This is a genomic window from Mycobacterium sp. NGS58, assembly GCF_059812385.1.
Genome location: NZ_JCALCO010000009.1, coordinates 162,596 through 188,418 on the forward strand (window position 1 = coordinate 162,596; position 25,823 = coordinate 188,418).

The window sequence follows — 25,823 nt, forward strand, 5'->3', positions numbered from 1 at the left end:
GATGGACGGCATGAGTGAATCCCGCCCGCCGTTCCCGCCGTTCACCCGCGAAACGGCGATCCAGAAGGTGCAGGCGGCCGAGGACGCGTGGAACACCCGCGATCCCCAACGCGTCAGCCTGGCCTACACGGCCGATTCCCAGTGGCGCAATCGTGGCGAACACGTCGTGGGCCGGGACGAGATCGTCGCGTTCCTGACCCGCAAATGGCAGCGCGAGCTCGATTACTCACTACGCAAGAGCCTCTGGGACTTTCACGACAACCGCATCGCGGTGCGGTTCCAATACGAATGCCGCGACCCGTCCGGACAGTGGTACCGCGGCTACGGCAACGAGCTGTGGGAGTTCACCGAGTCCGGACTGATGGCGCGTCGCGAAGCCAGCATCAATGACGTTCCCATCGACGAATCGGAGCGCCGCTACTTCGGGCCCCGGCCGGAGTCCGAACGCGGTCGCGACATCCCGCTTTGGTAGGCGCGCCGGCGTGCGGAGGAGCCGCGCAAGCGCGTCTCGCGCAACAACGGCGTCTTGTGACCTCACAACGGCGCGGGCGCTACTGCATCTCCTCGCGGCGGCGAACCATCGACCGAAGGATCGATCGCCACCGGCCGGCGTATCCGGCCTCGGGGGGCCCGGAGCCGATCACACGTCCAGGGTGAAACCTGGTTAAGGTAGCGAAGCGCGCGGCCGAGCCAGCGCCACGCCCATCGGCAGGGACAGTACGAAACAGTACGGAAAGTAGATGTACGCGCCATGACAAATGCGCAGACGACGGTAGGAGTGGTCGCCGAGTCCGGCGCCGACGAGCGGCGGGTAGCGCTGGTGCCGAAGGCGGTCGCGTCGTTGGTGGGCAGCGGCGTCGCGGTGGTGGTCGAGTCAGGTGCCGGCGAACGGGCCCTGCTGCCCGACGCCCTCTACACCGAGGCCGGGGCCAGCATCGGGGATGCATGGGCCGCCGACGTGGTGGTCAAGGTCGCGCCGCCGACCCAGGCCGAGGTTGCCAAGCTGCACGACGGCCAGACGCTGATCGGGTTTCTCGCTCCGCGCAACGCCGAGAACTCCATCGGCGCCCTGAAGCAGGCCGGCGTGCAGGCGTTCGCACTGGAGGCCATTCCCCGGATCTCCCGGGCCCAGGCGATGGACGCACTGTCCTCGCAGGGCAACGTGGCCGGCTACAAAGCCGTGCTGCTGGCGGCGTCGGAGTCGACCCGGTTCTTCCCTATGCTGACGACCGCTGCCGGCACCGTGAAGCCCGCCACCGTGCTGGTGCTCGGCGTGGGTGTGGCCGGGTTGCAGGCGCTGGCGACGGCCAAGCGGCTGGGCGCGCGCACCACCGGTTACGACGTGCGCCCCGAGGTAGCCGACCAGGTTCGCTCGGTGGGCGCGCAGTGGCTGTCGCTCGGCGACAACGATGTGGCCGCGTCCGGTGAGGGCGGTTACGCGCGCGAGCTCACCGACGAGGAGCGGGCCCAGCAGCAGAAGGCCCTGGAAAAGGCGATCAGCGGATTCGACGTCGTGATCACCACGGCGCTGGTTCCGGGACGCCCGGCGCCGCGTCTGGTCACGGCGGCGGCGGTGGAAGCGATGAAGCCCGGCAGCGTGGTGGTGGACCTGGCCGGAGAGACCGGGGGCAACTGCGAGCTCACCGAGCCCGGCCAGACGGTGGTCAAGTATGACGTCACCATCGCGTCGCCGCTGAACCTGCCGGCGACCATGCCCGAACATGCCAGTGAGCTCTACAGCAAGAACATCACTGCCCTGCTGGACCTGCTGCTGACCGACGGCAAGCTGGCCCCCGACTTCGATGACGAAGTGATCGCGGAATCGTGTGTCACCCGGGAGGTTTCCTAGATGTACGACGAACTATTGGCCAACGTGGCGATCCTGGTGCTCTCCGGATTCGTCGGGTTCGCCGTCATTTCCAAGGTCCCCAACACGCTGCACACGCCGCTGATGTCGGGCACCAACGCCATCCACGGCATCGTGGTGCTTGGCGCCCTGGTGGTGTTCGGCTCGGTCGAGCATCCGTCGCTGGCGGTGCAGATCATCCTGTTCGTCGCGGTGGTGTTCGGGACGCTGAACGTCATCGGCGGGTTCATCGTCACCGACCGGATGCTGGGCATGTTCAAGGGCAAGAAGAAACCCCTGCCCGCAGCGAGTGAGGAGCCGGCGGCCAAATGAACTACTTGGTTATCGGCCTCTACATCATTTCCTTCGCCCTCTTCATCTACGGCCTGATGGGCCTGACCGGACCCAAGACGGCGGTGCGGGGCAACCTGATCGCCGCCGTCGGCATGGCGCTGGCCGTGGCGGCCACCCTGATCAAGATCCGCCACACCGACCAGTGGGTGCTGATCATCGCCGGCCTGGTGGTGGGCGTGGTGCTGGGCGTCCCGCCGGCCCGCTACACCAAGATGACGGCCATGCCGCAGCTGGTGGCGTTCTTCAACGGCGTCGGCGGTGGCACGGTCGCGCTGATCGCGCTCTCGGAATTCATTGAGACCAGCGGCTTTTCGGCCTTCCAGCACGGTGAGTCGCCCACCGTGCACATCGTGGTGGCGTCATTGTTCGCCGCGATCATCGGCTCGATCTCGTTCTGGGGATCGATCATCGCGTTCGGCAAGCTGCAGGAGATCATTTCCGGATCGCCGATCGGCTTCGGCAGGGCGCAACAGCCGATCAACCTGCTGCTGTTGGCCGCCGCGGTGGCCGCCGCGGTGGTAATCGGGCTGCACGCCCATCCCGGCTCTCCCGGCGGGACAGCCGGAGCATCACTGTGGTGGATGATCGGGCTGCTGGCCGCCGCGGGTGTGCTGGGCCTGATGGTGGTGCTGCCCATCGGCGGCGCCGACATGCCCGTGGTCATCTCGCTGCTGAACGCGATGACGGGGCTCTCCGCCGCGGCCGCGGGCCTGGCGCTGAACAACACCGCGATGATCGTGGCCGGCATGATCGTCGGCGCGTCCGGCTCTATCCTGACCAACCTGATGGCCAAGGCCATGAACCGGTCCATCCCGGCGATCGTCGCCGGCGGCTTCGGCGGTGGCGGCGTCGCCCCAAGCGGCGGCGACGGCGGTGACAAGACCGTCAAGGCCACCTCGGCCGCCGACGCCGCGATCCAGATGGCTTACGCCAACCAGGTGATCGTGGTGCCCGGGTACGGGCTCGCCGTCGCGCAGGCCCAGCACGCCGTCAAGGACATGGCGGCCCTGCTGGAGGACAAGGGCGTGGAGGTGAAGTACGCGATTCACCCGGTTGCGGGGCGGATGCCCGGGCACATGAACGTGTTGCTGGCCGAGGCCGAGGTCGACTACGACGCCATGAAGGACATGGACGACATCAACGACGAATTCGCCCGCACCGACGTGGCGATCGTCATCGGCGCCAACGACGTCACCAACCCGGCGGCCCGCAACGACGCGTCCAGCCCGATCTATGGGATGCCGATTCTCAACGTCGACAAGGCCAGATCGGTGATTGTGCTCAAGCGATCGATGAATTCCGGCTTCGCCGGCATCGACAACCCGCTGTTCTACGGCGAGGGCACCAGCATGCTGTTCGGCGACGCGAAGAAATCGGTGACCGAGGTCGCCGAGGAACTCAAGGCGCTGTAGCGACGCGAGACGCCAGGGCGCTGGAAGTCTAGACGGGCGGGTAGGCCGGGGGCGGGTATCCGTTGCCGTCGGTCACTCCGCGCAGACCCCAGGTGAAGTACCGCATGAAGAACTCGATCTCGTCGCTTCCGTCGTAATCCGGACTCGGATCCATCGGCCCCACCTCTCGACTCATCTCGTTCGATGAGGAGTCTAGTCGCATACGCCTGCGCGTGACACCCGGCGTCTTGCATAAACTGTCCAACCAGTTGATTGATAGCTATTCTGGCCGCACCGCCCCTGGCCTGGCCATACCGACGATAGTGAGAACAGATGCCCACCGACAGCATCACCCCGAATGGGCTAACCCGGCGCGAAGAGCTGCTGGCGGTCGCCACCAAGCTGTTTGCTGCGCGCGGCTATCACGGCACCCGGATGGACGACGTGGCCGACGTGATCGGCCTGAACAAGGCGACCGTCTATCACTACTACGCCAGCAAGTCGCTGATCCTGTTCGACATCTACCGCCAGGCCGCCGAGGGCACGCTGGCCGCCGTGCACGACGACCCGTCCTGGACGGCGCGTGAGGCCCTCTACCAGTACACGGTCCGCCTGCTCACCGGCATTGCCAGCGATCCGGAACGGGCCGCGGTGTACTTCCAGGAGCAGCCGTACATCACCGAATGGTTCACCAGCGAGCAGGTCGCCGAGGTCCGCGAGAAGGAGGCCCAGGTCTATCACCACGTGCATGGCCTGATCGATCGTGGGATTGCCAACGGCGAGTTCTACCCGTGCGACTCGCACGTGCTGGCGCTGGGCTACATCGGCATGACGCTGGGCAGCTACCGCTGGCTGCGGCCCAGCGGCCGGCGTTCGGCCAAGGAGATCGCCGCCGAGTTCAGCACCGCGCTGCTGCGCGGGCTGATCCGCGACGAGGCCATCCGCACCACGTCTCCGCTGGGGCCTTAAGTGCGCGCACCTTTCAGGTGCTTGTCGAGGAACGCGAGCTGGTCGGCCACGACGCGTTCGAAGGCGTCGTCGACGTAGATCGCGAAATGCCCCTCGGGATACAGCCTGACCTCGCCGCGGGGCGCGTTTGCCGCGTGACGCAGCGTCGCCGCCGCGGGGGCCACTGAGTCGGCCTCGCACACACAGAACAGGATCGGGCAGCTGATCTTGGGTGTGGAGCGACCCGGGCGATAGCTGAAGACCTGCAACGCGATTCGGGCGGCAACCTCGTTGCGGAATCCGGCCCGGTCGGGCACCAGCCGCAGGTAGCCCGCATACGCGTCGGGCGTGTTCATTAACGCGACCTCGCCGGGCTTGCCTGCTGTCGCAACCATCACCGGCGGCTTGCCCAGCCGGTGTGCGAGCATATCGCGGACCGCCCGCGCGGTGATGCGCGCGGTGATCAACGGGTTGGTGATGGTGCGCGCCGACGCGAGGCCGTCGGTGAAGGGACATTGGGCGACGGCCGCCGCGATGCCCGGCAGCCGGGCCGCGGTGGCGATCACGTGGCCGCCTCCGAAAGACGTGCCCCACAACACGATCCGGCCGGGGTCGACTCCCTCGATGGTGCGCGCATAGGCGACGGCCGCGGCCCAGTCGGCGAGCTGCATGTCGACGTCGAGGACCTGACGAGGCAGGCCCTCGCTGCCGCCGAAGTTGCGGTAGTCGAACACGAGGCAGGCATAGCCGGCCGCGCTGAACCGCTCGGCGTACGCGTCCAGCCGCATGCTTCGCACCGCGCCCAGGCCGTGCGCCATCACCAGCAGCGGCGCGGGTCCGCTGCCCGCGGGCCGGTAGAGCCAGGCGCTGATCATGGCGCCGCCGGACGGGAACCGAATGTCTTCGCGCTGTGTCATCAGCGATTGATTCTGCCCCGGACGATCGCGATCAGTTGGACAGGTATGCGCTTCGAAATTAATGGACTAGTGTCTAGAAAAGTTTGAGCGCTCAACGGACGGAGACTCTCATGGCGATCCGCGTCGCGCACGTCGGCACCGGGAATGTCGGAGGGTTGGCCCTCGCCGAACTCATCACCAACCCGCAGTTCGAACTGATCGGGGTGTGCGTCTCGACTCCGGAAAAGGTGGGCAGGGACGCCGGCGAGCTGTGCGGCGTCGGCCTGGACGCCGGCGTCGTCACCGGCGTCACGGCGGTCAATGACCTGGACGCGATCATCGCCGCCAAGCCCGACTGCGTCGTCTACTGCGCGATGGGTGACACCCGGCTACCCGAGGCGATGGCCGACGTGATGCGCATCCTGGCCGCCGGCATCAACGTCGTCGGGTCGTCGCCCGGGCTGCTGCAATACCCCTGGGGCGTGATGCCCGACAAATACATCGCCCGCGTGGAAGACGCTGCCAAGCAAGGCAATTCGAGCATCTTCATCAGCGGCGTCGATCCGGGGTTCGCCAACGACCTGATCCCGTTCGCGCTCGCGGGCACCTGTCAGCGCATCGAGCAGGTGCGCTGCATGGAGATTCACGACTACGCGTCTTATAACGGGACCGAGGTCATGGACTACATGGGCTTCGCACGGCCCATGGACGAGATCCCGATGCTGCTGCAGCCGGGGATCCTCAGCATCGCCTGGGGAACGGCGATCCGTCAGCTGGCGGCCGGCCTCGGCATCGAGGTCGACGAGATCACCGAGTCCTACCAGCGCGAGCCCGCACCCGAGGATTTCGACATCGCGGTCGGCCACGTGGCCAAGGGCACGGTGGCCGTGTTGCAGTTCGAGATTCGCGGCATGGTCAAGGGTCACCCCGCGATCGTCATCGAGCACGTCACCCGGTTGCGGCCCGATCTGCGCCCCGACCTGCCCCAGCCGGCCTCCGGCGACGGCTCGTACCGCGTCGAGATCACCGGTGAGCCGTCGTATGCGGTCGACATCATCCCGAGCTCCCGCAAGGGCGACCACAACCACGCGGCGATCGCGGGCGCCGCGGGCCGCGTCGTCAACGCGATTCCCGCTGTGATCGCGGCGCCTCCGGGCATCCGGACCACACTTGACTTGCCCCTGGTAACGGGCAAAGGCCTTTACGCACCAAGCACTTTGGTGACCACCTAACTCGAAAGGAGACCCACGTGGGTCGGGTAGACGGCAAGGTAGCGCTGATCAGTGGTGGAGCCGGCGGTATGGGAGCCGAAGATGCGCGCCTGCTGGTCGAGGAAGGCGCCAAGGTCGTTATCGGCGACATCCTGGACGACCAGGGCAAGGCGCTGGCCGATGAGATCGGCGACTCCGCGCGCTACGTGCACCTCGACGTCACCCAGCCGGACCAGTGGGACGCCGCCGTCGCCACCGCGGTCGGCGAATTCGGCAAGCTCAACGTGCTGGTCAACAACGCCGGGACCGTCGCGCTCGGCCCGCTCAAGAGCTTCGATCTGGCCAAGTGGCAGAAGGTGATTGACGTCAATCTGACCGGGACGTTCCTGGGCATGCGGGCGTCCGTCGAGCCGATGATCGCGGCCGGCGGTGGGTCGATCATCAACGTGTCGTCCATCGAGGGCCTGCGCGGCGCGCCCATGGTGCACCCCTACGTCGCGTCCAAGTGGGGCGTGCGCGGGCTGGCGAAGTCGGCGGCGTTGGAGCTGGCGCCGCACAACATTCGGGTGAACTCGGTGCACCCGGGGTTTATCCGCACCCCGATGACCGCGCACCTGCCCGAGGACATGGTGACGATCCCGCTCGGGCGTCCGGGCGAGGTGCGTGAGGTCGCCACCTTCGTGCTGTTCCTGGCCAGCGACGAGTCGTCGTACTCCACCGGCAGCGAGTACGTGATGGACGGCGGCCTCGTCACCGACGTGAATCACAAGGAGTTCTAGGGGCTGCGCTATAGGCGCGCGGTTTCCCTGCCCGGAGGGAATGTTCCTGTTGCCCGCCTCCGAGCGACAACAAGCTGAGGTTGCGGTCGTTCCCCGTCGCTCCCGGTCAGTCCCGGTCACCTCCGGTCATTCCCGGTCGCTCCCGCGTGACCAGCTGTCGCTCGGAGGCGGGCAACTGTGCATATGCCCCTGGTCCGCGACGGGCCAGGATATAGATGACCGGTCGACTACTATGGGTATATGCCAAGGCCAGCTAATCCGGAAGTGCGTAACCGCCTGCTGTCGGCGGGCCTCGACCTCATATATGCACGCGGGTTCGCGGCCAGTGGTGTCAAGGACATCACCGACGCGGCCGGCGTGCCGAAGGGGTCGTTCTATGCCTATTTCGCCAGCAAGGAGGCGTTCGGCGCCGCGATCCTCGACCATTACTGGGCCGATATCGAGCGGCGGCTCGTTCCGATTCTGCGGGAGCACGGGCCTGCGCAGGAGCGCATCACACGCTTCTTCCACGCGCTCGCCGACGAACACCAGGCCGGCCGATTTCTGCTCGGCTGCCTGGTCGGCAACCTCTCGCTCGAGCTCGGTGGTTCGAGCGAAACCGCGCGCGCGGAGCTCCTCCGCATTCTCGGCCGCTGGGACGCCGCGCTGGCGGCCTGTGTGCAGTCCGGCCAGCAAGCGTCCGACGGCATTCGCGAAGACCTTGATCCGGGCGAGGTCGCTGCCCAGTTGATCGAGGCGTGGGAAGGGGCGGCCCTTCGCGGCAAGGTCACCCGCAGTCGCACGCCCTACGATCGATTCGAAGCGGCCACTGTCCCCGCGCTGCTGCGCTGACCGACCAGGACCGGAATGCCGCACCGGCGCGTGTCGTTAAACAGACGACTGGTCATTTATAAATCCAAGCGCAGACGAGGAGCGCGATTGAAATGGCAACGATCACCGACCCCAATCAGCAGACATTCCCCTTGAACCACGGCAACCGTCACGTTCCGGCGCTCGGCTTCGGGACGTCACTTTCGGACAACGCTCAAACCCGCGACGCCGTCAAGGCCGCGGTCGAGGCCGGCTTCCGCCACCTCGACGCCGCCGAGCGCTACCGCAATGAAGCCGAGGTGGGTGCGGCGCTCAAAGAGCTGTTCGCCGACGGGACCGTCCGGCGGGAGGACTTGTTCGTGACCACCAAGCTGTGGAATAACAACCATCGACCCGAACGGGTCCGGCCCGCGCTACGGGCCAGCCTGAGCAGGCTCGGCCTCGACACCGTCGATCTGTATCTGGTGCACACGCCGTTCGCCTTCCAGCCCGGCGACGACCAGGATCCCCGCGACGTCCACGGAGCTGTCGTTTATGACACCGGCGTCACCCTAGAGGAAACCTGGGCCGCGATGGAAAGCCTTGTCGACGAGGGACTTACCGGCGCGATCGGCCTGTCCGACATAGACGTCGAATGCACCCGCCAGGTCGTCGAAACCGCCCGCATCATCCCGGCGGTCGTGGAGGTCGAGTCGCACCCTTACCATCCGCAGTGGGACCTGCACGAATATCTGACGGCCGAGGGCATCGTTTTACTGGCGTTCGCGTCGCTGGGGCATGCATTGGAACCTTGATTGCTCGACGACCCCCTCATCGTTTCGTTGGCCCAGCAGTTCGGGAAGACACCGGCGCAAGTGCTTTTAGCCTGGGGCATCCAGCGTGGCAGCGCGGTTCTCACCGGATCGGTCAACCCCGCCCGCATCCGCGAAAACTTCGACGTCACCACACTTCCCGAGAGTGTGATCCACGAGATAAGCGAGCGCCTGGAGACTCGAATCCGGTTCAATTCCGTTGTGGACGGCGGAGAACCGGGATTCGCCGAAGTGCCGAAGGGATAGGCGCGGTGAAGGCGATGGCCGGTGTCGACGTACCGGCACACCTGCCCACCGTGGTGTCCGGTGCCGACGGCGTCGTCCGGTGTCGCTGGGCCACCGAGACGGGCCGCGATCTGACCGCCTATCACGACCGCGAGTGGGGCAGGCCGACCCGCGACGAGGCCGAACTGTTCGAGGCGCTGGTGCTGACCTATTTCGAGAACGGCCTTTCCTGGGGGACCGTCTTCGACAAGCGGGACAACCTGCGCGCCGCGTTTCACGGGTTCGACCCGGCCGCGGTGGCCGCGATGACGGACGAGGACGTCGAGCGAATGATGGCCGATACCAGCATCATTCGCAATCGGCGAAAGATCGAGGCGACGCTGCACAACGCCCGCCTGCTGTCCGAACACTCGCTGGCGCAGCTGGCCTGGAGACACAAACCCCCCCATCACCATCGGTTGCGGAGCTGGGCCGACGGCCGGATGACCAGCCCGGAGTCCGATCATCTCGCCCGCATGTTGCGGGAGGCGGGATTTCGGCATGTCGGCCGCGTCGTCGCCCACTCGTTCATGCAGACCGTGGGAATCGAGAACGGCCATTTCGAAGCATGTTTCCGCGGTGCCGCCTCCCTCTGGCTGAAACCGCACAACATGCGGCCGGCGTGAGCGATGCGGCCCGGCGGTGCTATAACCGCGATCATGCTGCGCAGCCTGGCGAGCCTGGTCGGATCGAACCACGTCGTCACCGACCCCGACGTGCTGGCGGCGCGCAGCGTCGACTACACCGGCCGGTATCGGGGCACGGCGAGCGCGTTGGTGCGGCCGGGCTCGGCCGAGCAGGTCGCCGAGGTGCTGCGGGTCTGCCGGGACGCCGGGGCGCATGTGACGGTGCAGGGCGGCCGCACCTCGCTGGTGGCCGGCACCGTCCCCGAGCACGACGACGTGTTGCTGTCCACCGAGCGGCTGCACGCCGTCGGTGACATCGACACCGTCGAACGGCGCATCGAGACCGGCGCCGGAGCCACCCTGGGCGCGGTGCAACGGGCCGCCGCCGCAGCAGGTTTGGTGTTCGGCGTGGACCTGGCGGCCCGCGACACCGCGACCGTGGGCGGGATGGCGTCGACGAACGCCGGCGGGCTGCGCACGGTCCGCTACGGCAACATGGGCGAGCAGGTGGTCGGCGTGCAGGTGGCGCTGCCCGACGGCACGCTGCTACGACGGCACAGCCGGGTACGCCGGGACAACACCGGCTACGACCTGCCGGCGCTGTTCGTCGGTGCGGAGGGCACCCTGGGCGTAATCACCGAGCTGGACCTGCGGCTGCACGCCACGCCGGCGCACCGCGTGACGGCGATCTGCGGGTTCGCCGACCTCGACGCGCTGGTGGCGGTGAGTCGGGTGTTTCGCGACGTGGACGGCATCGCGGCCCTGGAATTGATCGACGGCCGTGGCGCCGCGCTGACCCGGGAGCACCGCGGCGTCGGCGCCCCGGTCACCGGCGAGTGGCTGCTGCTGGTGGAATTGGCCGCCGATCACGACCAGACCGAGCGGCTCGCCGAGCTGCTCGATGATGTGCCGGTGCGCGCCGATCCCGCGGTCGGCGTGGATCTTGCTGCGCAGCAACGGCTGTGGGAGGTCCGGGAATCGCTGGCGGACGTGCTCGGCGTGTACGGGCCCCCGCTGAAGTTCGACGTCTCGCTGCCGCTGGCGACGATCAGCGAATTCGAAAGACACGCAGTCGATTTGGTCCACACGCATGTCCCCGACGCGCTGCCGGTGCTGTTCGGTCACGTCGGTGAGGGCAACCTGCACCTGAATGTGTTGCGCTGCCCGGCCGACCGTGAGCGGGCGCTGTACGAGCAGATGATGGACCTCATCGCGCGATCCGGCGGCAACGTCAGCTCAGAGCACGGCGTCGGCAGCCGCAAGCGGCCCTACCTCGCGATGTCCCGCGGGCCCGCCGACATCGCGGCGATGCGCACGGTCAAAGCCGCACTGGATCCGACGGGTTATCTCAACGCCGCGGTGTTGTTCGACTAGCCACCCTTGATTCCGACCGCGTGGCGCAGCTGCGCCAGAAACTGGTCCGCGTCATCGCTTCGCACGATGTAGTGCGATATCGCAATCCGGATGACCGTCGCCGCCTTGACCGCCGCGTTGGGCCCGGGCAGGTGCCGCTGCAGGCCCTCGCGCATTTGCGGGATGACCCAGGAGAATTGGGCGATGGTGTGCTCGGGCTCGACGTCGACCATACGCACCCCGGAATACGAGTGCTGGTATTCGACGATGAACCGCAGCACGGCGTCGAGCTTGTCCACGCCCTTCAGGCCCGCGGTTGCCTTCACCAGACCGCTTTCGAAGATCTGGCGCTCGTAGGCCGAAAACGCCGACAGCAACTCCTCTTTGGATGCGAACCAGCGGTACAGCGTCGGGCGGGAGACGCCCGCCTGGGTGGCGACGTCGGACAGGCTGAGTTTGGTCTTGCCGTTGCGGCCGAGCACTTCGGCGGTGGCCGCCAGGATGCGCTGACGCGTCGAGGTGTCGTTTTCGGCGATCGTCGTCGCCCGTTGGCTCATGATGCAAACTTTTCGCGGTGTCGGCGTGTCATCGTCATTCGCTCCCACGTTAGGCCCGAGGCGGGCGCCGGCGCACCAGCACCGACTGCTGGATGGCGCCGACCGCGCCCTGCTCGTCGAACAACGTGCCGACCGTCGTCCCGATGCCGTCCGGCCCGTAGCTGGTCTCCGCCCGAATGCCGATCCAGTCGCCGTCGGGAACACGAAATACGTGCACGGCCAGATCGGTGTTGAGGAATGTCCATTTGGTGATGTCGAGCTTGCTGCCGATGCCGTTGGCGCAGTCGGCCACCGCGAACAGCCGCTCCAGCTGGGTCATGGATTCGCCGTTGACCAGGTCGACGGTCGGGCTGATCCAGGATTCGCCGGGCCCCTCGCTGAGCGGCTCGGTCAGCCACAGCCATTCGAGGCTGTGCACGTAATTGCGGTCCCAGTCCCGCGCCTTGAGGTTGCGGTCGAAAGCCTCGGCCCGCGGCCGGGGCGGCGGCTCCGCGGCGTGCGCCAGGGATTGCGTGTCCTGGTGCTGCAGCCGCCATCCGGTGGCGCGGGCGACGGGCCGCGGTGCGCCGTCGGGGCCGGGGGCCAGCATCTCGGCGCTGAGCAGTTCGATCTGCTTGCCGGGGCGTTCCAGCCGGGCGCGCACCGACAGATCACCCTCGGCCGGTACCCCGCCCAACAGGTCGATGACGACCCGGGACAGGCGCGTGTCGTCGCGCTGTTCGCACCGCTCCAGCGCCCGGACCAGCAGCGCCGACACCGGACCGCCATGCTGGATCGCCGCCGACCAGGTGCCGCGCGCCAGGTCGGTCGCCCGGAACTTCTCGCCCAACCCGGCGTCTTCGCCGACCTGGTCGATCAGCTCGTAATAGGCGTCGGTCATCGTTAACCTCTCGGGTCAGGGCAGGCCGGCGCCGGGGGTGGTCACCGTGACGGCATCCAGCCGGGAAAGCCGGGTGCCGATCAGGCGCTGAGGATATGCCTCCGTACTCGACAACAGAAACAGGGTGCGGCGCTGCGGACCGCCGAGGGCGCAGGCGATGGCCACCCGATCGCCCATGTCGATGCGGTCGGTCACGGTGCCGCCCGCCACGATCCGCTCGAACTGATGGGCCAGCGTCATGGATGCCCACACCCCGCCGTCGGCGTCCAGCGCGATGCCGTCGGGCGGCCCGTCCAGGCCTTCGGCGAAAGCGCGGCGGTCGGACAGTGCGCCGTCGTCGCCGATCGACAACGCGGTAAGCCGCCGGCCGGTGGATTCTGCGACGATCAGCGTCCCGCGATCCGGCGTGATCGCCATGCCGTTGGGGAAGTCGAGGTCTTCCGCGACGACGGTGGCGCCGTCGTCGGGGTCTAGCCGAATGATGACGCCACCCTGCAGTGCCTGGCAGCCGATGTAGGCGCGGCCCACGTCGTCGATGACCATGTCGCCGAGGGCGGCCGGCGCCAGGTCGGCGAGATCGGCGATGGTCACGACGGTTTCGCCGTCATAGCGCAGCACCTGCCGGTCCTCGGTCGAGGCGATCAGCAGTGAGCCGTCGGGCCGGAAGCCCAGGCCCGACGGCGAGTGCCCGGGCAGCGGCAGCGTGGTCAGCGACCCGCCCATGGTCGCCGTGTGGACGGCCTCGCCCAGCATGTCGGAGAACCACAACAGGCCCTCGAACCAGCGCGGGCCCTCACCGAAGCAGAATCCGTTGGCCAGCGGCTCGGGAATCATCCGTCCCCGCCTTCGGCAAATCGGTTCCCTTTACAAAACACCGAAAAAGTGTCACGCACCGCGGGTACCGGTGTCAATCTGCCGATCGGGCGAGCTCGCGCGCTTCGTACACCGTGTCGGCCCACTGCGTGAACACCGTCTCCGAAGTGGTGGTCACGATGCCCAATTACGTTGCCTAGCTGTGTGTTCCGCTGACGCAACGGTCGTGGCGGCCGTCGTCTTGTTAGCCAAGCTTTACAAATCCTACCCAAAGTGTCACGCTGAGCGCTGAGTCGCGAGCGTGAGAGGTGAAGTGGGTTGACGAAGGCGTCCGAGGCATCCGCGCAGACCGAATGGACCGTGCAGGGCCTGCTGGATCTGTTTGACGTGAAGGAAGACGGGCAAGACCGATTCACCGGTGAGACCGGCATCGTTTCGGGCGACGAACGCCAGGTGGTGGAGGGCACCCAGGTGCTCGCGCAGGCGATCGTCGCCGCGGCCAAGCGGTTCCCGGACAAGTCGGTGCGCTCGGCGCACGCGGTGTTTTCGCGCGCAGTGACCGTTGGGCCGCCCATCGAACTCGTTGTGGACGTCGTTTCCGAAGGCCGCTCCACCGCCACCGCCGTGGTCGCCGTGCACCAGAACGGCCGACGCTGCCTGAGCATCACGGTGCTGGCCGACGTCCCGACCGACGACGTGATCCGTCACCACCTGCCGCGCCCGCAGGTGGCCGCCCCGGCCGACGCGCACCACTCACCGATGCCGATGGTCGGCCGCGAGCTGCGCCTGGTCGACGTCGTCGACGTCAACAGCCCCGACGAGGTCGGCCCGCCGGAGCTCTACGCGTGGCTGCACTATGACCCGATCCCGACCCGCGACGAGCTGGCCAAGGCGCTGCTCGCGTACTTCACCGGCCATCTCGGCATCTCCACCACGATGCGGGCGCACGAAGGCATCGGCACCGCCCAGGCGCACCTGACCGTGTCGACCGCACCGATGAGCATCTCGGTTTCGTTCCACGAACCGGTGGACTGGACCGGGTGGCTGCTCTACACGCACGAGAGCACCCAGGTAGGCGCGGGCATGTCGTACGTGCGCGGCACCGTGCATTCCGAGGAAGGCGAACTGCTCGCCTCGTTCGCCCAGGAGGCGCTGATCCGTCCGCTGCGCACCAGCGACACGGCGATCGACTCGCGCGCGCGGTTCTAACGGCCATGCGGTTCACCATCACCCACCCGATGCACACTCATCCGTACAACCCGGAGCTGGTGAGTGGGGACGGCATCGGCAAGGTGGCCGCGGCCGCCGAGGCGGCCGGAATTCACGGTTTCGGTTTCACCGATCACCCGGCGCCCTCACAGCGGTGGCTGGAAGCCGGCGGACACGACGCGTTGGACCCCTTCGTCGCGCTGGGTTTCGCCGCGGCCACGACGTCCACGCTGCGGCTGATCCCCAACATCGTGGTGCTGCCGTACCGAAACCCGTTCGTGGTGGCCAAGTCCGGCGCCACCCTGGACCTGCTCTCCGGTGGGCGATTCACGCTCGCGGTGGGCGTGGGCTACCTCAAGCGCGAGTTCGCGGCCCTCGGGGTGAGCTTCGACGAGCGCGCCGAGCTGTTCGAGGAATCCCTCCAGGTGATCCGGGCCGTCTGGACCGGCGACGACATCTCCTTTGGGGGCAAGCATTTCAGCGCGCGTGGCATCACCGCGCATCCCCGGCCGGTCAGCGATCCGCATCCGCCGATCTGGATCGGCGGCAACACGTCGTCATCGCGGCAGCGGGTGGCCCAGTACGGCGACGGCTGGTGCCCGTTTCCCGCGCCCCCGCAGCTGGCCCAGACGGCCGGCACCGCCGTCATCGACTCCGTGCAGAAGCTCGCCGACGGCATCGACGACCTCCGGCGCAGATGCGATGCGGCGCAACGGGATTGGTCGGATATCGACATCACCTTCACCAACTTCGAGGGCGGCAGCCCCGCGAGCGACGACTTCAACGCCGACGCCTACCTCGAAGGCCTGGACAAGCTGGCGAGGCTGGGCGTGACCTGGGTCGGCATCCACCTGCCCGGCGACAGCATGACGCACGCGCTCGAGACCCTCGACCGGTTCCGCACCCTGGTGATCGACGCGGCCTGATGGACTTCTCGCGCGTCGAACTTTCGCCCGAGGATCAGAAATTCCTCGACGAGACCCGGGCTTTCATCGCTGAGCACGTCACCGACGAAGTTCGTCGCCGTGATCGCGAGACCGGCGAAAACTTCAGCGAGCCGGTGCATTTGGCGCTGGGCGCGGCGGGCTACCTGACGTCGGACTGGAAGCTGGAATCCGAGGGCGGATTCAATCCGGTGCGCCGGCGGATCTTCCACCTCGAGATCGGCCGTGCTCACACGCCGTGGTTCCACTGGGGCACCACGGCAACCGTCGCGCGGTTGGTGAAGCAATTCGGGGCGGCCGAACTCGCCGACGCGATACTGCCGGGCGTGCTGTCCGGGGAGATCCGGCTCTGCCTGGGCTACACCGAGCCCGAGGGCGGCTCCGACGTGGCCACCTGCAAGACGCGCGCCGTCCGGGACGGATCGGCCTGGATCATCAATGGCTCCAAGATGTTCACCTCGAACGCGCAGAACGCCAAGTACGTCTTCCTGCTGACCAACACCGATCCGCAGGGACGCAAACACAAAAACCTGACCATGTTTCTGGTGCCGCTTGACTCGCCGGGCATCGAGATCCAGGGGATCCGCACGCTCGACGGTGACCGCACCAACATCGTGTACTACAGCGACGTGCGGGTCGATGATCTCTATCGAATCGGTGAGGTCAACGGCGGCTGGACGGTGATGCGGTTCGCCCTCGATGCCGAGCATGGCATTACCGACGCCGAAGACCATGGCCTGCAGAATATTTCGATGCTGTCGGAGCACGGCCACCTGATGGCCGAGGCGGCCGATGGGGTCGCGGCGGTCCTGGCCACGCCCGATGCGACCGGGCGGCGCCCGATCGACGACGATGCTACGAAATACCGGCTCGGGCGCTGCATGGCCCGCATCGAGGCTGCCATGTCGACTCCCGGAATGTACGGGCGGGTAGGGCTCATCCAGACCATGCGGGAGGTTTCCCAGGAGTTGATGGACCTGCTCGGGACGGCATCGACACTGCCCACCGGCACAACGGGTTCCGCGGACGTCGCCGATAACGGCGGCATCGAATTCATCTTCCGGCACGGCGTGCCCGCCGGTATCTACGGCGGCACCATGGAGGTATTCCGCAACATGATCGCCCAGCACGAGCTGGGGCTCGGACGTCCTAGCTACGGTCGCTGACCGGCAGCTCGGCCGTCATCTCGACGCGCGTGTCGTCGAAGCTCAGGAATCCCTCGATGGGCAGGCTTTCCGGCGGCGGGCCGGGGTAGCTCCACGCGATGTCGGAGACGACATGGTCGGCCGAGACGAACGACCAATACGTCGCAAAGCCCTTGTAGTTGCAGTAACTCTCCGTCTCGGAGCGCCGCAGCAGGTCGGTGCGCACATGTGCGGGGTCGACGTAGAGCCGTGGGGCGAGTGCGGTCTCGAACACGATCACCGTGTCATCGGTGTCCACCAGCGTGTTGCCGTCGACACGGACGCGCAGGCGGCGTTGGGTCGGACGGCAATCGACGCGGTGGTAGGGGTTGGGCGGGTAGTGCACCAGCCTGCGCCCCTCTTCCAGCCACGTGTCGACCGCGTCCCAGGGCACCCGGACGAAACCCGGTGCCTCGGGTTCCGGCTCGCTCGGTAGGTCGCCGACCTCGTCGGCCGCGAAGGCATAGCTCAGCGGCCGGCCGCGCCGGTGCACCATCAGCGCCCGTTCGGTGTCGATCACCACGCGGCCGTCCCTGACGGCCTGCACGCGCCGGGGGTGCGGTGCGACGTAGACGACGCCGTCGGGTATCGCGGGTGAGAAGCGCCCCGCGGGATCGCTGCTGAGCGGACCACGCCCGGCCACCAAACTCATGCGTGCCTCCCGGTTGCTTGCCCTCGCTCTACCCAATCAGGTGCGGCGCCGAGTGGTGGCGGCGCGTTCGATCCGGATGTCCGCCGAACGCTTGCCCGGCGTGCCGGTGTCGGTGGTCACGCGCACCCCGACCGCCCGGCCCGTGTCGGCGTCGACGAACGCCAGCGGCGCGGATCCGTCCTGCAGGTAGGCGTCTCCCCACTGCACCAGCGACATGAACACCGGCAGAAATTCCTCCCCGGCCTCGGTCAGCCGGTACTCGTCGCGGGCGCGCTGCCCCGGCTCCTGATAGGGAACACGCGCGACGATGCCCGCCGCCTCGAGCTGCTTGAGCGCCCGCGACACAGCGGGCGCAGACGTCGCGATGCGTTCCACGAAATCCTCGAAACGCTTTGTACCAAAGAACAATTCGCGGACAACCTGAAAGGCGGTCTTGGTACTCAGCAGCTCGAGGACCTTCGACATCGAACAGCTCTCGCCGATAGACCACTGCCGCCGGTCCTGCAGCCGGTTCTCGAACTCCATCACGAGCCCCTTTGGCTAACGCTTGCGTTATTCAGCATATCGTGCTTGTATCTTACTAACGATACCGTTACTCAGGGAGTCGGAAATGTCATCGGATCAGCTTTTTCTCATCACCGGGGCGACCGGAAACACCGGTGCGCCCACCGTCGAGATGCTGCTCGACGCCGGGCGCCGGGTGCGCGCGTTCGTGCACCGCAGCGACGAGCGCTCGCAGGCGCTGGCCGAGGTGGGCGCCGAGATCGTCGAAGGTGATTTGCTCGACTTCAACGCGGTCAGCTCCGCGATGACCGGCGTCAGCGCCGCCTACTTCTGCTACCCGATCGCCCCGGGCAAACTGCTGCCCGCCACGGCCATCTTTGCCCAGGCAGCGAGCGAGGCGGGCGTGCGTGCGGTGGTCAACATGTCGCAGATCTCGGCGCGTCGCGAGGCGAAAAGCCATGCCGCACAGCAGCACTGGATCGCCGAGCGACTGCTGGACCGGTTTGCCTTCGGCACAACGCATCTGCGCCCGACGTTCTTCGCCGAGTGGCTCAAATGGCAGTGGGCGCGCAGCGGCGACGAGGGCGTGCTGCGGCTGCCGTTCGGCAATGGGCGCCACGCTCCGATCGCCGGGCGCGACCAGGCCGGCGTCATCGCCGCCATCCTGCAGAACCCGGCCCCGCACGATCGGCAGATCTATCCGTTGGTGGGCGCCGAGGAACTCGACCACTACGGCATTGCCGAGCAGATGTCGGATGCGCTCGGCATCGCGGTCCGCTACGAGCCGATCGGCATCCCCACCTTCGCCGCGGCGCTGACCGCGCAGGGCCGCCCGGACTTTTTCGTGCAGCACATCAGCAGCGTCGCGCAGGACTACCAGGACGGCATCTTCGCGGGTGAGAACAACCTGGTCGAGGTGATCAGCGGGCACCGGCCGATGACCGTCGGGGACTACGTCGGCGCCAACCGCGGCGCCTTCGACCACGACGGCATCTTCGCGGTGCGCGACCAGCGCGTAGCCAGCTGAGGCCGCACCGCCGAATCGGGGGGATGCGTGCACCCCGGCGCGCCGACAGGGTAGGAACTTACCCATGGCGGGACCGGTAGCAGGCGTCAAAGTCGTCGAACTCGGGGTCTGGGTGGCCGGACCGGCAGCCGGCGGCATCCTGGCGGACTGGGGCGCCGACGTGATCAAGATCGAGCCGCCGACCGGTGATCCGGCACGCCTGTTCGGCCGGATGCTGGGGTGCGATCTGGGCCTGAACCCGCCGTTCGAGATGGACAACCGGTCCAAGCGCAGCGTCGTGCTGGACCTCGGGACCGAGGACGGTCGCGACACCGCGTTCGAATTGCTTGCCGACGCAGACGTTTTCCTGACCAACGTTCGAGCCGGCGCGCTGCAGCGCCTTGGCCTGGACTTCGAGTCGGTATCGGCGGCCAACCCGCGTCTGGTCTACGGGCTCATCACCGGATACGGCGAAGAGGGGCCCGACGCCGACCGCGCCGCCTTCGACGTCGCCGCCTTCTGGTCCCGGGCCGGGGTGGCCCACCTGCTCACCCGCCCCGGCGACACGCCCCCGTTTCAGCGCGGCGGCATGGGCGACCACTCCGCCGGGATGACGATGGCGGCGGCCGTGTGTGCGGCCCTGCTCGCGCGCGAACAGACCGGGACGGGCCAGCTGGTGACCACCTCGCTCTACCGGCAGGGCGCCTACACCGTGAGCTTCGACCTCAACACCTATCTGATGAGCGGGCAGCCCATCGCGATCGGCCAGCGCGAAACGATGGGCAACCCGTGCATGAACAACTACGCCGCCGCCGACGGCCGGCGGTTCTGGATCGTCGGCCTGGAACCCGAGCGGCATTGGCCGGCGCTGTGCCGTGCGGTGGGCCGGCCCGAATGGCGCGACGATCCCCGGTTCGCCGACGCCCGTTCCCGCGCCGTCAACGCGGCCGAGCTGATCGCCGCGCTGGACGAGATCTTTGCGACCCGCCCGCTCGACGAGTGGGCGGAGGTGTTCGCCGGCGAACCGGACTTCTTCTGGTCACCCATCAACACCCTCGAGGACGTCGTCGCCGACGAACAGTTTCACGCCGCGGGCGGAATTGTGTATGTGCCCGACGGCGCTGACGAACAAGCCGCCGTGCCGATGGTTGCCACACCGGCGGATTTCCATGGGACGCCGTGGGCACCGCGTTCTGCGGCACCGGAACTCGGGCAGCACACCGAGGAAGTGCTTGCCGACCTCAAGGCGCGCCGCGGTTCCTGACGGGCCGCGGAAGCTTTACAAATTTCGTCGGAAGTGTCACGCTGTCCGGTGAGTCGCATCGCCCCACGCGTGAAGCGGCTCCAGCCCATGACAAGCGCTTGAGACCCGCCAGCGAACTGGCGGTGAGGAATGGATCGATGGTCGCTCCCACGTTCGACATCAGCAAGAGCAGCGCTGCGCAGGCTACCCGCGCAAGCGGCAAGGGTCTGCGTTACCGGCTCGACGTCGTCGCGGCGAGCGCCGTCGATGTCGTGCAGTCGGCCGGCGGCTGGCTCTACGACAGGGCCATGGCCGGTTGGGAAGTGACCGTGCTGCTCCCGCGGGGCTGCGACACCCGGTCGCTGCGCATCCTGGGGGTGCGGGCGGCGGACCTCGAGCCTGAGCTCGCCGGGCTGGGGACGGGCTCGACGAGCCTGGCCGTCAGCGCGCAGGCATTCGCCGCCGACGCCCGGGTGCGTGACGCGGTGCTCGAGTCGCTGGACAACCGGCTGATCGAGGTCGCCCTATGGGGTGAGGGTTGGCCCCTGGGCGTGAACCGTGCGACGACCCGGGCGCAGCATCTACTCAGCGGCGCGGCCCGCATGTTCAAGGGCTATGCCCTTGCGGCGGCCGGCATTCCGGGCGCGACGGTCGATGCCACCGAGACGCTGCTGTGCGACGTGGGGTTGGGGGCCGACTCAGAGCTGATCCGGCTCGACTAGGGCCATGAAGAAGTACTTCGGACACACGCTTCTCTACTTGCACGAGACGATCTCGCTGGGATCCGGGCGAAGCGACCGCTTCAGCGAGATCTTCACCGACACCTATCAACCCATGATGGAGCAACTGGGCGCCCGGCTGTTCGCGGTCTGGGAATCCACGCCGTACAACGGCCACTGGCCGCAGGTGACGGTCATCTGGGAGGTCGACGGCTTCGCCGATTACGCCAGGATCGGCGCCGCGCAGGCCCGCGGAGGCAGCCACGAGGCCGCGTCCGGCAAGTGGGCCGCGTTCCTGGCTGACATCGGGGCCTCTGGGGAGGGTCGCATCATGTACCCCGGGCCCAGTAACAAGACGATCGCCCAACTGCGCGAGGCCAATTTCACTGCGCCGCTGGTGATTCAAGAGATCATGCAGACCAAACCGGGACGCCAGGACGATTACATCCGCGAACTGGAGCGGCTCTACGTTCCGTGGTCGGAACGGACCGGTAAGCGCTGGCTCGGTTCGTTCACCACGACCTTCCGCTACAACGAAGTCATCCATTATTGGGCGCTGGACGGCGGCTGGGACTGCTTCGCCGAGCACTACCCGTCCTGGAAGGAGAGCCCGCCGGCCGAGATCGTCACCTGGATGAGCGTGGCGCCCGCGTTGCGGGACGGCTGGGAGGATTCGATTCTGCAGGCGCTCCCGCCGTCGCCGCTGCAGTGACGGGACGACACAACGCCGTGACCACCGACGACTTCCGCTACGACCCGTTCGACGCGGCGGTGATGGCAAACCCGTTGCCGTACTACAAGATCCTGCGTGACCACCACCCGCTCTACTACATGCCGCAGTGGGACACATTCGCGCTGTCACGCTTCGAGGACATCTGGACGGTGCTGGAAGTCAACGACGGCACCTTCGTGGCCTCGGAAGGCACGCTGCCACCGGCATCGGTTCTGGCACAACACAACAGCGGGCCGGTCGCCGACCCGCCTCTGCACCCGCTGCCGTTTCACGCCATGTTCGACGCGGATCTCTACGGCGAGATCCGGCGCACCCACTCTCGCCCGTTCCGGCCACGGTCCGTCACGGACCTGGAAGGCCGAATCCGCGCGCTGGCCAACGAACGCCTCGACGCCCTGCTGCCGGGTGGTTCGTTCGACCTGACCCAGGACTACGGCGGCATCGTGGTCGCCGCCATCGTCTGCGAACTATGCGGTATCCCCACCGATCTCGCGCCCGAGGTCCTCGCCACCGTCAACGCAGGCAGCCTGGCGCAGCCCGGTGAAGGCGTGGACACCGGGCAGGCGCGGCCCAACTATTTCGAGTACCTGCTGCCGGCGGTTGCGCGCCGGCGCGCCGACGCATCCGGGGCGCCACTCGACGTGATCGATGGACTGCTGGGCTATCACCTGCCCGACGGCAGCACGCTGGACGACATGGAAGTCGCGACCCAGATGCTGTGCATCTTCATCGGGGGGACCGAAACGGTCCCCAAGATCGTCGCTCACGGCCTCTGGGAGCTTAGCCGACGCCCACAGCAGCTCGCCGCCGTGCGCGCCGAACTGGAGAACAACGTGCTCGTCGCGCGCGACGAGATGATCCGATTCTGCGCGCCGGCACAATGGTTCGCGCGAACGGTGCGCAAGCCCTTCGAGATTCACGGCGAAACGTTGAATCCGGGTCAGCGCGTCATCACCCTGCTCGCATCGGCCAATCGCGACGAGCGCGAATTCCCCGAGCCGGACGAATTCATCTGGGATCGGCCCATCCGGCGCTCCCTGGCGTTCGGCCGTGGCCAGCACTTCTGCATCGGATATCACCTGGCCCGGCTGGAAGTGGCTGTGCTGGTGGCCGAATGGCTTCGCCGGGTGCCCGACTACGCGATTGAGGCCGATGCCGCCACCCGGCTGCCGTCCAGTTTCCAATGGGGCTGGAACAAGATTCCGGTGGAGGTCTGACGTGTGGTCCTACCGGATCGTCGCCCCGTATCTGTTCGAGCGCACCACAATCGACGACAGGACTTCCGAGTGCCTGGCCGACGGCCAGGTGCTGTTGCGGTTTTCGGCCGCGGGTGTGTGCGGCAGCGATCTGCCGGCCTTTCGCGGCGCCAAGGGCCGGATCCCGGGTGACGATGGCCGCAGCGGTCCCGAGAAAGACGGCTTTCCCATCCACGAGGTCGCCGGCGAGGTGATCGCCAGCCGGCATCCCGCACACCGTCCCGGAGATCGCGTGGTGGGCTGGGCCTCCGGGTTCGACGGGATGATGGAACGCGTTGTCAGCGACGGCGACGGACTGGCGCCCTACGATCCGGCGCTGACCCCCGCTCAGGCGGTGGGGTTGCAACCGCTGGCCTGCGTCCTCTACGCCTGCGAGCAACTCGGCGAGCTGGCCGGCCGCCACGTCGCGATCATCGGCCAGGGGTCCATCGGCCTGTTGTTCTCCTACGTCGCCAAGGCGGCGGGCGCTCGACGTGTCACCGGGATCGACCCCATCGATCGCCGCGACGTGGCAAGGGCTTTCGGCGTCGACGATCCCGTGCGCGCCACCAGCGACCGCTGGGCGAGTCAACTCGCGGCCGCGGACCGCGCGGACGTTGTCATCGAGGCCGTCGGCCACCAAGTCGCCACCCTGAACCACGCCATCGCCGCCGCCGCCCCCGGCGGCACCGTCTTCTATTTCGGTGTGGCCGACGACGAGATGTATCCGATCAGCATGCGGGCGATGCTGCGCAACAACCTGACTCTGAAATCCGGTGTGACGCTGGACCGGCGGCGGATGCTGGAGCTCGCCGGCAAGTTCGCCGCCGAGCACCCATGGCTGCTCGGCGCCTACCTCACCCACACCTTCGGCATCGACGAGGTGCAGGACGCCTTCGAGCTGGCGTGCCGACCGGTCGCCGACCGCATCAAGATCGCCATCGCCGGATGAGCCGAGCATGACGTCGCCGAGTAACCTGCAGCTGGCGCTGAGCCGCAAGGCCCCGGTATTCGGCGGCTGGATCACCGGTCCGACGGCGCTGGGGCCGGAGGAATTCACCCGCGCCGGTTACGATTACATCGGTTTCGATGCGCAACACGGCTATCTCGACGACGCCGACATCGCCGGCATCTTGCGCCGCATCGAGCACGTGCCCGTCGCCACGTTGGTGCGCCTGCCCAACGCCGACGCGTCGCCGATCGGGCGGGTGCTCGACGCGGGTGCCGACGCCGTCGTCATCGCGATGATCGAGTCGGCAGACCAGGCTGCAGAGGCGGTGGCCGCCACCCGCTACCCGCCAAGGGGCGTCCGCAGCTTCGGTCCGCTGCGCGCCAGCCTGGGGCACGATCCCGCCGTCCACGAGTCACGGGTCGGCGTGTTCGCGTTGATCGAGACCGCGGCCGCGCTTGCCGGCATCCACCAGATCTGCGCCGTCGAGGGCCTGACCGGAATCTACGTCGGCCCAGCCGATCTGGCCATTTCGCTGAGCGTAGGCGTGGTCGGCGCCACCCGGCATCCGGATGTGCTCGACGCGATCGTGCGCATCCATCGGGCGGCGTCGGACGCGGGCCTGATCACCGGCATTCATGCCGGAGACGGCAAGACGGGTCATGCCATGGCACAGCTGGGATTCCGCATGATCACCCTGGCGGCCGAGTCGCAGGCGCTGCGACGAGGCGCCGCGGAGCACCTGCGCGAGGCCACGCAGTGACAAACGACGACCACGCAAGGATCCGTGAGCTGCTGGCCGGCTACGCTCTGGCACTCGACGTCGGTGACGTCGACGAATGCGCCCGGCTGTTCGCACCCGACGGCGAATTCCTGGTCTACGGCAAGACCTTTGCCGGTCGCGACGCCATCGCGGGGATGTTCCGAGCGGCCGCCCGCGGCCTGCACCTGACCGGCAGCGCGCGGATCGAAGTGCAGGGGGAGCGCGCCACGGCGAGATCGCAGGTGCTGTTCGTCCGCGCGGGCGAGCCGCAACTGCGGCCCGCGATCTACGACGACGAGCTGATACGCATCGGCGGGCAGTGGTTCTTTGCGCGGCGCCGCTGCCGCTTCGTCACCACCGCCGGACTGGCCGACAACCCTGAGGTGAGCCCAGCATGAACCAACGCGTCGCACTGGTAACCGGCGCCGCTGGCGGACAAGGCTGGTCGATCGCCAAACGCCTGCGCGACAACGGGTTTTCGGTGGCCGCATGCGACCTGCGTATCGACCAACTGCTCACCGCCGTCGGCGAAGTGGACGACGACCGCCTGGTCGCCCTCGAGCTCGACGTCACCTCACCGGAGCAATGGGCCGCGGTGGTCGCCGAGGTCGTCGGTCGCTTCGGGTCGCTGAGCACGCTGGTCAACTGCGCCGGCGTGCTGCACCGCGCGTCGCTGACCGAGGAGACACCCGACGGCTTCGAAACCGCGTGGCGGGTCAACTGTCTGGGCCCGTTCCTCGGAATGCGCGCGGCGCTGGAACACCTACGGAAGGCCCCCAACGCGTCGATCGTCAATATCTGCAGCACCGGCGCGATCCGTCCGTTCCCGCAACACAGCGCGTACGGGTCATCGAAGTGGGCGCTGCGCGGCCTCACCCAGACCGTCGCGGCCGAACTCGCCCCCTCCGGCGTCCGGGTCAATGCCGTCTTCCCCGGGCCGATCGCCACGTCGATGCTCGACGAGGCCACCCAGGCGCGCCTGGCCGCCGCGTCGGTGTTCGGACGGATAGGCGAGGCCGGTGAAGTCGCCGGCGCGGTGGCCTTCCTGGTATCTGACGAGGCATCGTTCATCACCGGCTCCGAGCTCGTCATCGACGGTGGACAATGCCTGCAGATCCGATGAGCGTCGGCATCATCGGTGC

At 67.6% G+C, this 25,823-nt stretch carries 29 protein-coding genes and 1 pseudogene; 23 read left to right on the plus strand and 7 right to left on the minus strand.

The features are described 5' to 3' along the window. Positions 1-10: 10 nt before the first annotated feature. The 4 genes from AC5Y4H_RS11425 (at position 11) to AC5Y4H_RS11440 (ending at position 3,612) form a co-directional block, all read left to right on the plus strand. Complete coding sequence (locus AC5Y4H_RS11425) at positions 11-472, plus strand: nuclear transport factor 2 family protein (RefSeq protein WP_499981526.1); 462 nt, start codon at positions 11-13, stop codon at positions 470-472. A gap of 279 nt (positions 473-751) precedes the next feature. Beyond that, positions 752-1,849, plus strand: coding sequence for a Re/Si-specific NAD(P)(+) transhydrogenase subunit alpha (locus tag AC5Y4H_RS11430; protein WP_499981529.1), 1,098 nt, complete (start codon positions 752-754; stop codon positions 1,847-1,849). Continuing rightward, positions 1,850-2,179, plus strand: a complete 330-nt coding sequence (locus tag AC5Y4H_RS11435) for an NAD(P) transhydrogenase subunit alpha part 2 (protein WP_499981530.1) — start codon at positions 1,850-1,852, stop codon at positions 2,177-2,179. Next, a complete protein-coding gene (locus AC5Y4H_RS11440) occupies positions 2,176-3,612 on the plus strand; it encodes an NAD(P)(+) transhydrogenase (Re/Si-specific) subunit beta (protein WP_499981532.1) in 1,437 nt (478 codons plus the stop codon). The genes AC5Y4H_RS11435 and AC5Y4H_RS11440 overlap by 4 nt, the downstream gene beginning before the upstream one ends. A gap of 28 nt (positions 3,613-3,640) precedes the next feature. Here AC5Y4H_RS11440 and AC5Y4H_RS11445 read toward each other — a convergent pair whose 3' ends face one another. Next, a complete protein-coding gene (locus AC5Y4H_RS11445) occupies positions 3,641-3,766 on the minus strand; it encodes a hypothetical protein (RefSeq protein WP_156745502.1) in 126 nt (41 codons plus the stop codon). Between the two features lie 158 nt (positions 3,767-3,924). On the opposite strand from AC5Y4H_RS11445, the gene AC5Y4H_RS11450 reads away from it, so the two are divergent. Further along, positions 3,925-4,560 (plus strand): TetR/AcrR family transcriptional regulator, encoded by a 636-nt coding sequence (locus AC5Y4H_RS11450; RefSeq protein WP_064950964.1) that lies wholly within the window; start codon positions 3,925-3,927, stop codon positions 4,558-4,560. Here AC5Y4H_RS11450 and AC5Y4H_RS11455 read toward each other — a convergent pair. Beyond that, positions 4,557-5,456, minus strand: coding sequence for an alpha/beta hydrolase (locus tag AC5Y4H_RS11455; RefSeq protein WP_499981535.1), 900 nt, complete (start codon positions 5,454-5,456; stop codon positions 4,557-4,559). The two genes, AC5Y4H_RS11450 and AC5Y4H_RS11455, sit on opposite strands and share 4 nt — an antisense overlap. Before the next feature lie 110 nt (positions 5,457-5,566). Here AC5Y4H_RS11455 and AC5Y4H_RS11460 point away from each other — a divergent pair, with 110 nt between their 5' ends. The 6 genes and pseudogenes from AC5Y4H_RS11460 (at position 5,567) to AC5Y4H_RS11485 (ending at position 11,311) form a co-directional block, all read left to right on the plus strand. Continuing rightward, complete coding sequence (locus tag AC5Y4H_RS11460) at positions 5,567-6,667, plus strand: NAD(P)H-dependent amine dehydrogenase family protein (RefSeq protein WP_499981538.1); 1,101 nt, start codon at positions 5,567-5,569, stop codon at positions 6,665-6,667. 17 nt (positions 6,668-6,684) lie between these two features. Further along, the gene (locus AC5Y4H_RS11465) at positions 6,685-7,425 is read left to right on the plus strand and encodes a glucose 1-dehydrogenase (protein ID WP_007769272.1); all 741 of its coding nucleotides are present in this window, start codon (positions 6,685-6,687) and stop codon (positions 7,423-7,425) included. A gap of 240 nt (positions 7,426-7,665) precedes the next feature. After that, positions 7,666-8,256 (plus strand): TetR/AcrR family transcriptional regulator, encoded by a 591-nt coding sequence (locus AC5Y4H_RS11470; RefSeq protein ID WP_499981541.1) that lies wholly within the window; start codon positions 7,666-7,668, stop codon positions 8,254-8,256. Between the two features lie 92 nt (positions 8,257-8,348). Then, positions 8,349-9,293 (plus strand): annotated as a pseudogene (locus AC5Y4H_RS11475) (aldo/keto reductase). 14 nt (positions 9,294-9,307) lie between these two features. Further along, a complete protein-coding gene (locus AC5Y4H_RS11480; RefSeq protein WP_499981625.1) occupies positions 9,308-9,937 on the plus strand; it encodes a DNA-3-methyladenine glycosylase I in 630 nt (209 codons plus the stop codon). A gap of 33 nt (positions 9,938-9,970) precedes the next feature. Continuing rightward, positions 9,971-11,311, plus strand: a complete 1,341-nt coding sequence (locus AC5Y4H_RS11485) for an FAD-binding oxidoreductase (protein WP_499981542.1) — start codon at positions 9,971-9,973, stop codon at positions 11,309-11,311. Here the strand turns inward: AC5Y4H_RS11485 and AC5Y4H_RS11490 are convergent. From AC5Y4H_RS11490 to AC5Y4H_RS11500, 3 genes are read right to left on the minus strand one after another with little or no spacing between them, the layout of a single operon-like run. Beyond that, positions 11,308-11,847: a TetR/AcrR family transcriptional regulator gene (locus tag AC5Y4H_RS11490; RefSeq protein ID WP_499981545.1), complete on the minus strand. Its 540-nt coding sequence runs from the start codon at positions 11,845-11,847 to the stop codon at positions 11,308-11,310. The two genes, AC5Y4H_RS11485 and AC5Y4H_RS11490, sit on opposite strands and share 4 nt — an antisense overlap. Before the next feature lie 49 nt (positions 11,848-11,896). Next, positions 11,897-12,727 carry a thioesterase family protein gene (locus tag AC5Y4H_RS11495; RefSeq protein WP_499981548.1) on the minus strand — a complete coding sequence of 277 codons (831 nt, stop codon included), beginning with the start codon at positions 12,725-12,727 and terminating at the stop codon, positions 11,897-11,899. Positions 12,728-12,742: 15 nt separating this feature from the next. Further along, positions 12,743-13,561 carry an SMP-30/gluconolactonase/LRE family protein gene (locus AC5Y4H_RS11500; RefSeq protein ID WP_499981550.1) on the minus strand — a complete coding sequence of 273 codons (819 nt, stop codon included), beginning with the start codon at positions 13,559-13,561 and terminating at the stop codon, positions 12,743-12,745. A gap of 297 nt (positions 13,562-13,858) precedes the next feature. Here AC5Y4H_RS11500 and AC5Y4H_RS11505 point away from each other — a divergent pair, with 297 nt between their 5' ends. The 3 genes from AC5Y4H_RS11505 to AC5Y4H_RS11515 are packed head-to-tail and all read left to right on the plus strand — an operon-like array spanning position 13,859 to position 16,859. Then, the gene (locus AC5Y4H_RS11505) at positions 13,859-14,749 is read left to right on the plus strand and encodes an acyl-CoA thioesterase (RefSeq protein ID WP_499981552.1); all 891 of its coding nucleotides are present in this window, start codon (positions 13,859-13,861) and stop codon (positions 14,747-14,749) included. Positions 14,750-14,754: 5 nt separating this feature from the next. Beyond that, complete coding sequence (locus AC5Y4H_RS11510) at positions 14,755-15,675, plus strand: LLM class F420-dependent oxidoreductase (protein ID WP_499981554.1); 921 nt, start codon at positions 14,755-14,757, stop codon at positions 15,673-15,675. Further along, positions 15,675-16,859 (plus strand): acyl-CoA dehydrogenase family protein, encoded by a 1,185-nt coding sequence (locus tag AC5Y4H_RS11515; RefSeq protein WP_499981556.1) that lies wholly within the window; start codon positions 15,675-15,677, stop codon positions 16,857-16,859. Before AC5Y4H_RS11510 ends, AC5Y4H_RS11515 begins: the two co-directional genes overlap by 1 nt. Here the strand turns inward: AC5Y4H_RS11515 and AC5Y4H_RS11520 are convergent. Continuing rightward, on the minus strand, positions 16,843-17,529 hold the full coding sequence (locus AC5Y4H_RS11520) for a DUF427 domain-containing protein (RefSeq protein WP_499981558.1): 687 nt from the start codon (positions 17,527-17,529) through the stop codon (positions 16,843-16,845). The genes AC5Y4H_RS11515 and AC5Y4H_RS11520 overlap by 17 nt on opposite strands. 36 nt (positions 17,530-17,565) lie before the next feature. Next, positions 17,566-18,054: a winged helix-turn-helix transcriptional regulator gene (locus AC5Y4H_RS11525; RefSeq protein ID WP_499981560.1), complete on the minus strand. Its 489-nt coding sequence runs from the start codon at positions 18,052-18,054 to the stop codon at positions 17,566-17,568. Positions 18,055-18,139: 85 nt separating this feature from the next. Here AC5Y4H_RS11525 and AC5Y4H_RS11530 point away from each other — a divergent pair, with 85 nt between their 5' ends. The 9 genes from AC5Y4H_RS11530 to AC5Y4H_RS11570 all read left to right on the plus strand — a co-directional run bounded on the left by AC5Y4H_RS11530 (position 18,140) and on the right by AC5Y4H_RS11570 (position 25,804). Continuing rightward, a complete protein-coding gene (locus tag AC5Y4H_RS11530) occupies positions 18,140-19,060 on the plus strand; it encodes an NmrA family NAD(P)-binding protein (protein WP_499981561.1) in 921 nt (306 codons plus the stop codon). Positions 19,061-19,124: 64 nt separating this feature from the next. Further along, entirely contained in the window at positions 19,125-20,303 is a 1,179-nt protein-coding gene (locus tag AC5Y4H_RS11535; RefSeq protein WP_499981562.1) for a CaiB/BaiF CoA transferase family protein, read from the plus strand. 137 nt (positions 20,304-20,440) lie between these two features. After that, positions 20,441-21,004 carry a hypothetical protein gene (locus AC5Y4H_RS11540; RefSeq protein ID WP_499981564.1) on the plus strand — a complete coding sequence of 188 codons (564 nt, stop codon included), beginning with the start codon at positions 20,441-20,443 and terminating at the stop codon, positions 21,002-21,004. A 4-nt stretch (positions 21,005-21,008) separates the two neighbouring features. Continuing rightward, positions 21,009-21,713 carry an NIPSNAP family protein gene (locus AC5Y4H_RS11545; RefSeq protein ID WP_499981566.1) on the plus strand — a complete coding sequence of 235 codons (705 nt, stop codon included), beginning with the start codon at positions 21,009-21,011 and terminating at the stop codon, positions 21,711-21,713. Between the two features lie 62 nt (positions 21,714-21,775). Further along, positions 21,776-22,951 (plus strand): cytochrome P450, encoded by a 1,176-nt coding sequence (locus tag AC5Y4H_RS11550; RefSeq protein WP_499981627.1) that lies wholly within the window; start codon positions 21,776-21,778, stop codon positions 22,949-22,951. A gap of 1 nt (position 22,952) precedes the next feature. Then, the gene (locus tag AC5Y4H_RS11555) at positions 22,953-23,921 is read left to right on the plus strand and encodes a zinc-binding dehydrogenase (RefSeq protein ID WP_499981570.1); all 969 of its coding nucleotides are present in this window, start codon (positions 22,953-22,955) and stop codon (positions 23,919-23,921) included. A 7-nt stretch (positions 23,922-23,928) separates the two neighbouring features. Further along, positions 23,929-24,681, plus strand: a complete 753-nt coding sequence (locus AC5Y4H_RS11560; RefSeq protein ID WP_499981574.1) for an HpcH/HpaI aldolase family protein — start codon at positions 23,929-23,931, stop codon at positions 24,679-24,681. Continuing rightward, on the plus strand, positions 24,678-25,079 hold the full coding sequence (locus AC5Y4H_RS11565) for a nuclear transport factor 2 family protein (RefSeq protein WP_499981577.1): 402 nt from the start codon (positions 24,678-24,680) through the stop codon (positions 25,077-25,079). The genes AC5Y4H_RS11560 and AC5Y4H_RS11565 overlap by 4 nt, the downstream gene beginning before the upstream one ends. After that, positions 25,076-25,804 carry an SDR family NAD(P)-dependent oxidoreductase gene (locus AC5Y4H_RS11570; RefSeq protein ID WP_499981582.1) on the plus strand — a complete coding sequence of 243 codons (729 nt, stop codon included), beginning with the start codon at positions 25,076-25,078 and terminating at the stop codon, positions 25,802-25,804. The genes AC5Y4H_RS11565 and AC5Y4H_RS11570 overlap by 4 nt, the downstream gene beginning before the upstream one ends. Positions 25,805-25,823 lie beyond the last annotated feature (19 nt).

Excerpts from the sequence above, each read along its gene's own strand:
- AC5Y4H_RS11490 (WP_499981545.1), bottom strand. The coding sequence starts at position 11,847 with ATGAGCCAACGGGCGACGACGATCGCCGAAAACGACACCTCGACGCGT.
- AC5Y4H_RS11430 (WP_499981529.1), top strand. The coding sequence starts at position 752 with ATGACAAATGCGCAGACGACGGTAGGAGTGGTCGCCGAGTCCGGCGCC.
- AC5Y4H_RS11445 (WP_156745502.1), bottom strand. The coding sequence starts at position 3,766 with ATGGATCCGAGTCCGGATTACGACGGAAGCGACGAGATCGAGTTCTTC.
- AC5Y4H_RS11455 (WP_499981535.1), bottom strand. The coding sequence starts at position 5,456 with ATGACACAGCGCGAAGACATTCGGTTCCCGTCCGGCGGCGCCATGATC.
- AC5Y4H_RS11530 (WP_499981561.1), top strand. The coding sequence starts at position 18,140 with ATGTCATCGGATCAGCTTTTTCTCATCACCGGGGCGACCGGAAACACC.
- AC5Y4H_RS11515 (WP_499981556.1), top strand. The coding sequence starts at position 15,675 with ATGGACTTCTCGCGCGTCGAACTTTCGCCCGAGGATCAGAAATTCCTC.
- AC5Y4H_RS11500 (WP_499981550.1), bottom strand. The coding sequence starts at position 13,561 with ATGATTCCCGAGCCGCTGGCCAACGGATTCTGCTTCGGTGAGGGCCCG.
- AC5Y4H_RS11435 (WP_499981530.1), top strand. The coding sequence starts at position 1,850 with ATGTACGACGAACTATTGGCCAACGTGGCGATCCTGGTGCTCTCCGGA.
- AC5Y4H_RS11450 (WP_064950964.1), top strand. The coding sequence starts at position 3,925 with ATGCCCACCGACAGCATCACCCCGAATGGGCTAACCCGGCGCGAAGAG.
- AC5Y4H_RS11545 (WP_499981566.1), top strand. The coding sequence starts at position 21,009 with ATGAAGAAGTACTTCGGACACACGCTTCTCTACTTGCACGAGACGATC.
- AC5Y4H_RS11470 (WP_499981541.1), top strand. The coding sequence starts at position 7,666 with ATGCCAAGGCCAGCTAATCCGGAAGTGCGTAACCGCCTGCTGTCGGCG.
- AC5Y4H_RS11540 (WP_499981564.1), top strand. The coding sequence starts at position 20,441 with ATGGTCGCTCCCACGTTCGACATCAGCAAGAGCAGCGCTGCGCAGGCT.
- AC5Y4H_RS11495 (WP_499981548.1), bottom strand. The coding sequence starts at position 12,727 with ATGACCGACGCCTATTACGAGCTGATCGACCAGGTCGGCGAAGACGCC.
- AC5Y4H_RS11485 (WP_499981542.1), top strand. The coding sequence starts at position 9,971 with ATGCTGCGCAGCCTGGCGAGCCTGGTCGGATCGAACCACGTCGTCACC.
- AC5Y4H_RS11425 (WP_499981526.1), top strand. The coding sequence starts at position 11 with ATGAGTGAATCCCGCCCGCCGTTCCCGCCGTTCACCCGCGAAACGGCG.
- AC5Y4H_RS11440 (WP_499981532.1), top strand. The coding sequence starts at position 2,176 with ATGAACTACTTGGTTATCGGCCTCTACATCATTTCCTTCGCCCTCTTC.
- AC5Y4H_RS11520 (WP_499981558.1), bottom strand. The coding sequence starts at position 17,529 with ATGAGTTTGGTGGCCGGGCGTGGTCCGCTCAGCAGCGATCCCGCGGGG.
- AC5Y4H_RS11525 (WP_499981560.1), bottom strand. The coding sequence starts at position 18,054 with ATGGAGTTCGAGAACCGGCTGCAGGACCGGCGGCAGTGGTCTATCGGC.
- AC5Y4H_RS11570 (WP_499981582.1), top strand. The coding sequence starts at position 25,076 with ATGAACCAACGCGTCGCACTGGTAACCGGCGCCGCTGGCGGACAAGGC.
- AC5Y4H_RS11460 (WP_499981538.1), top strand. The coding sequence starts at position 5,567 with ATGGCGATCCGCGTCGCGCACGTCGGCACCGGGAATGTCGGAGGGTTG.
- AC5Y4H_RS11560 (WP_499981574.1), top strand. The coding sequence starts at position 23,929 with ATGACGTCGCCGAGTAACCTGCAGCTGGCGCTGAGCCGCAAGGCCCCG.
- AC5Y4H_RS11480 (WP_499981625.1), top strand. The coding sequence starts at position 9,308 with ATGGCCGGTGTCGACGTACCGGCACACCTGCCCACCGTGGTGTCCGGT.
- AC5Y4H_RS11550 (WP_499981627.1), top strand. The coding sequence starts at position 21,776 with ATGGCAAACCCGTTGCCGTACTACAAGATCCTGCGTGACCACCACCCG.
- AC5Y4H_RS11535 (WP_499981562.1), top strand. The coding sequence starts at position 19,125 with ATGGCGGGACCGGTAGCAGGCGTCAAAGTCGTCGAACTCGGGGTCTGG.
- AC5Y4H_RS11510 (WP_499981554.1), top strand. The coding sequence starts at position 14,755 with ATGCGGTTCACCATCACCCACCCGATGCACACTCATCCGTACAACCCG.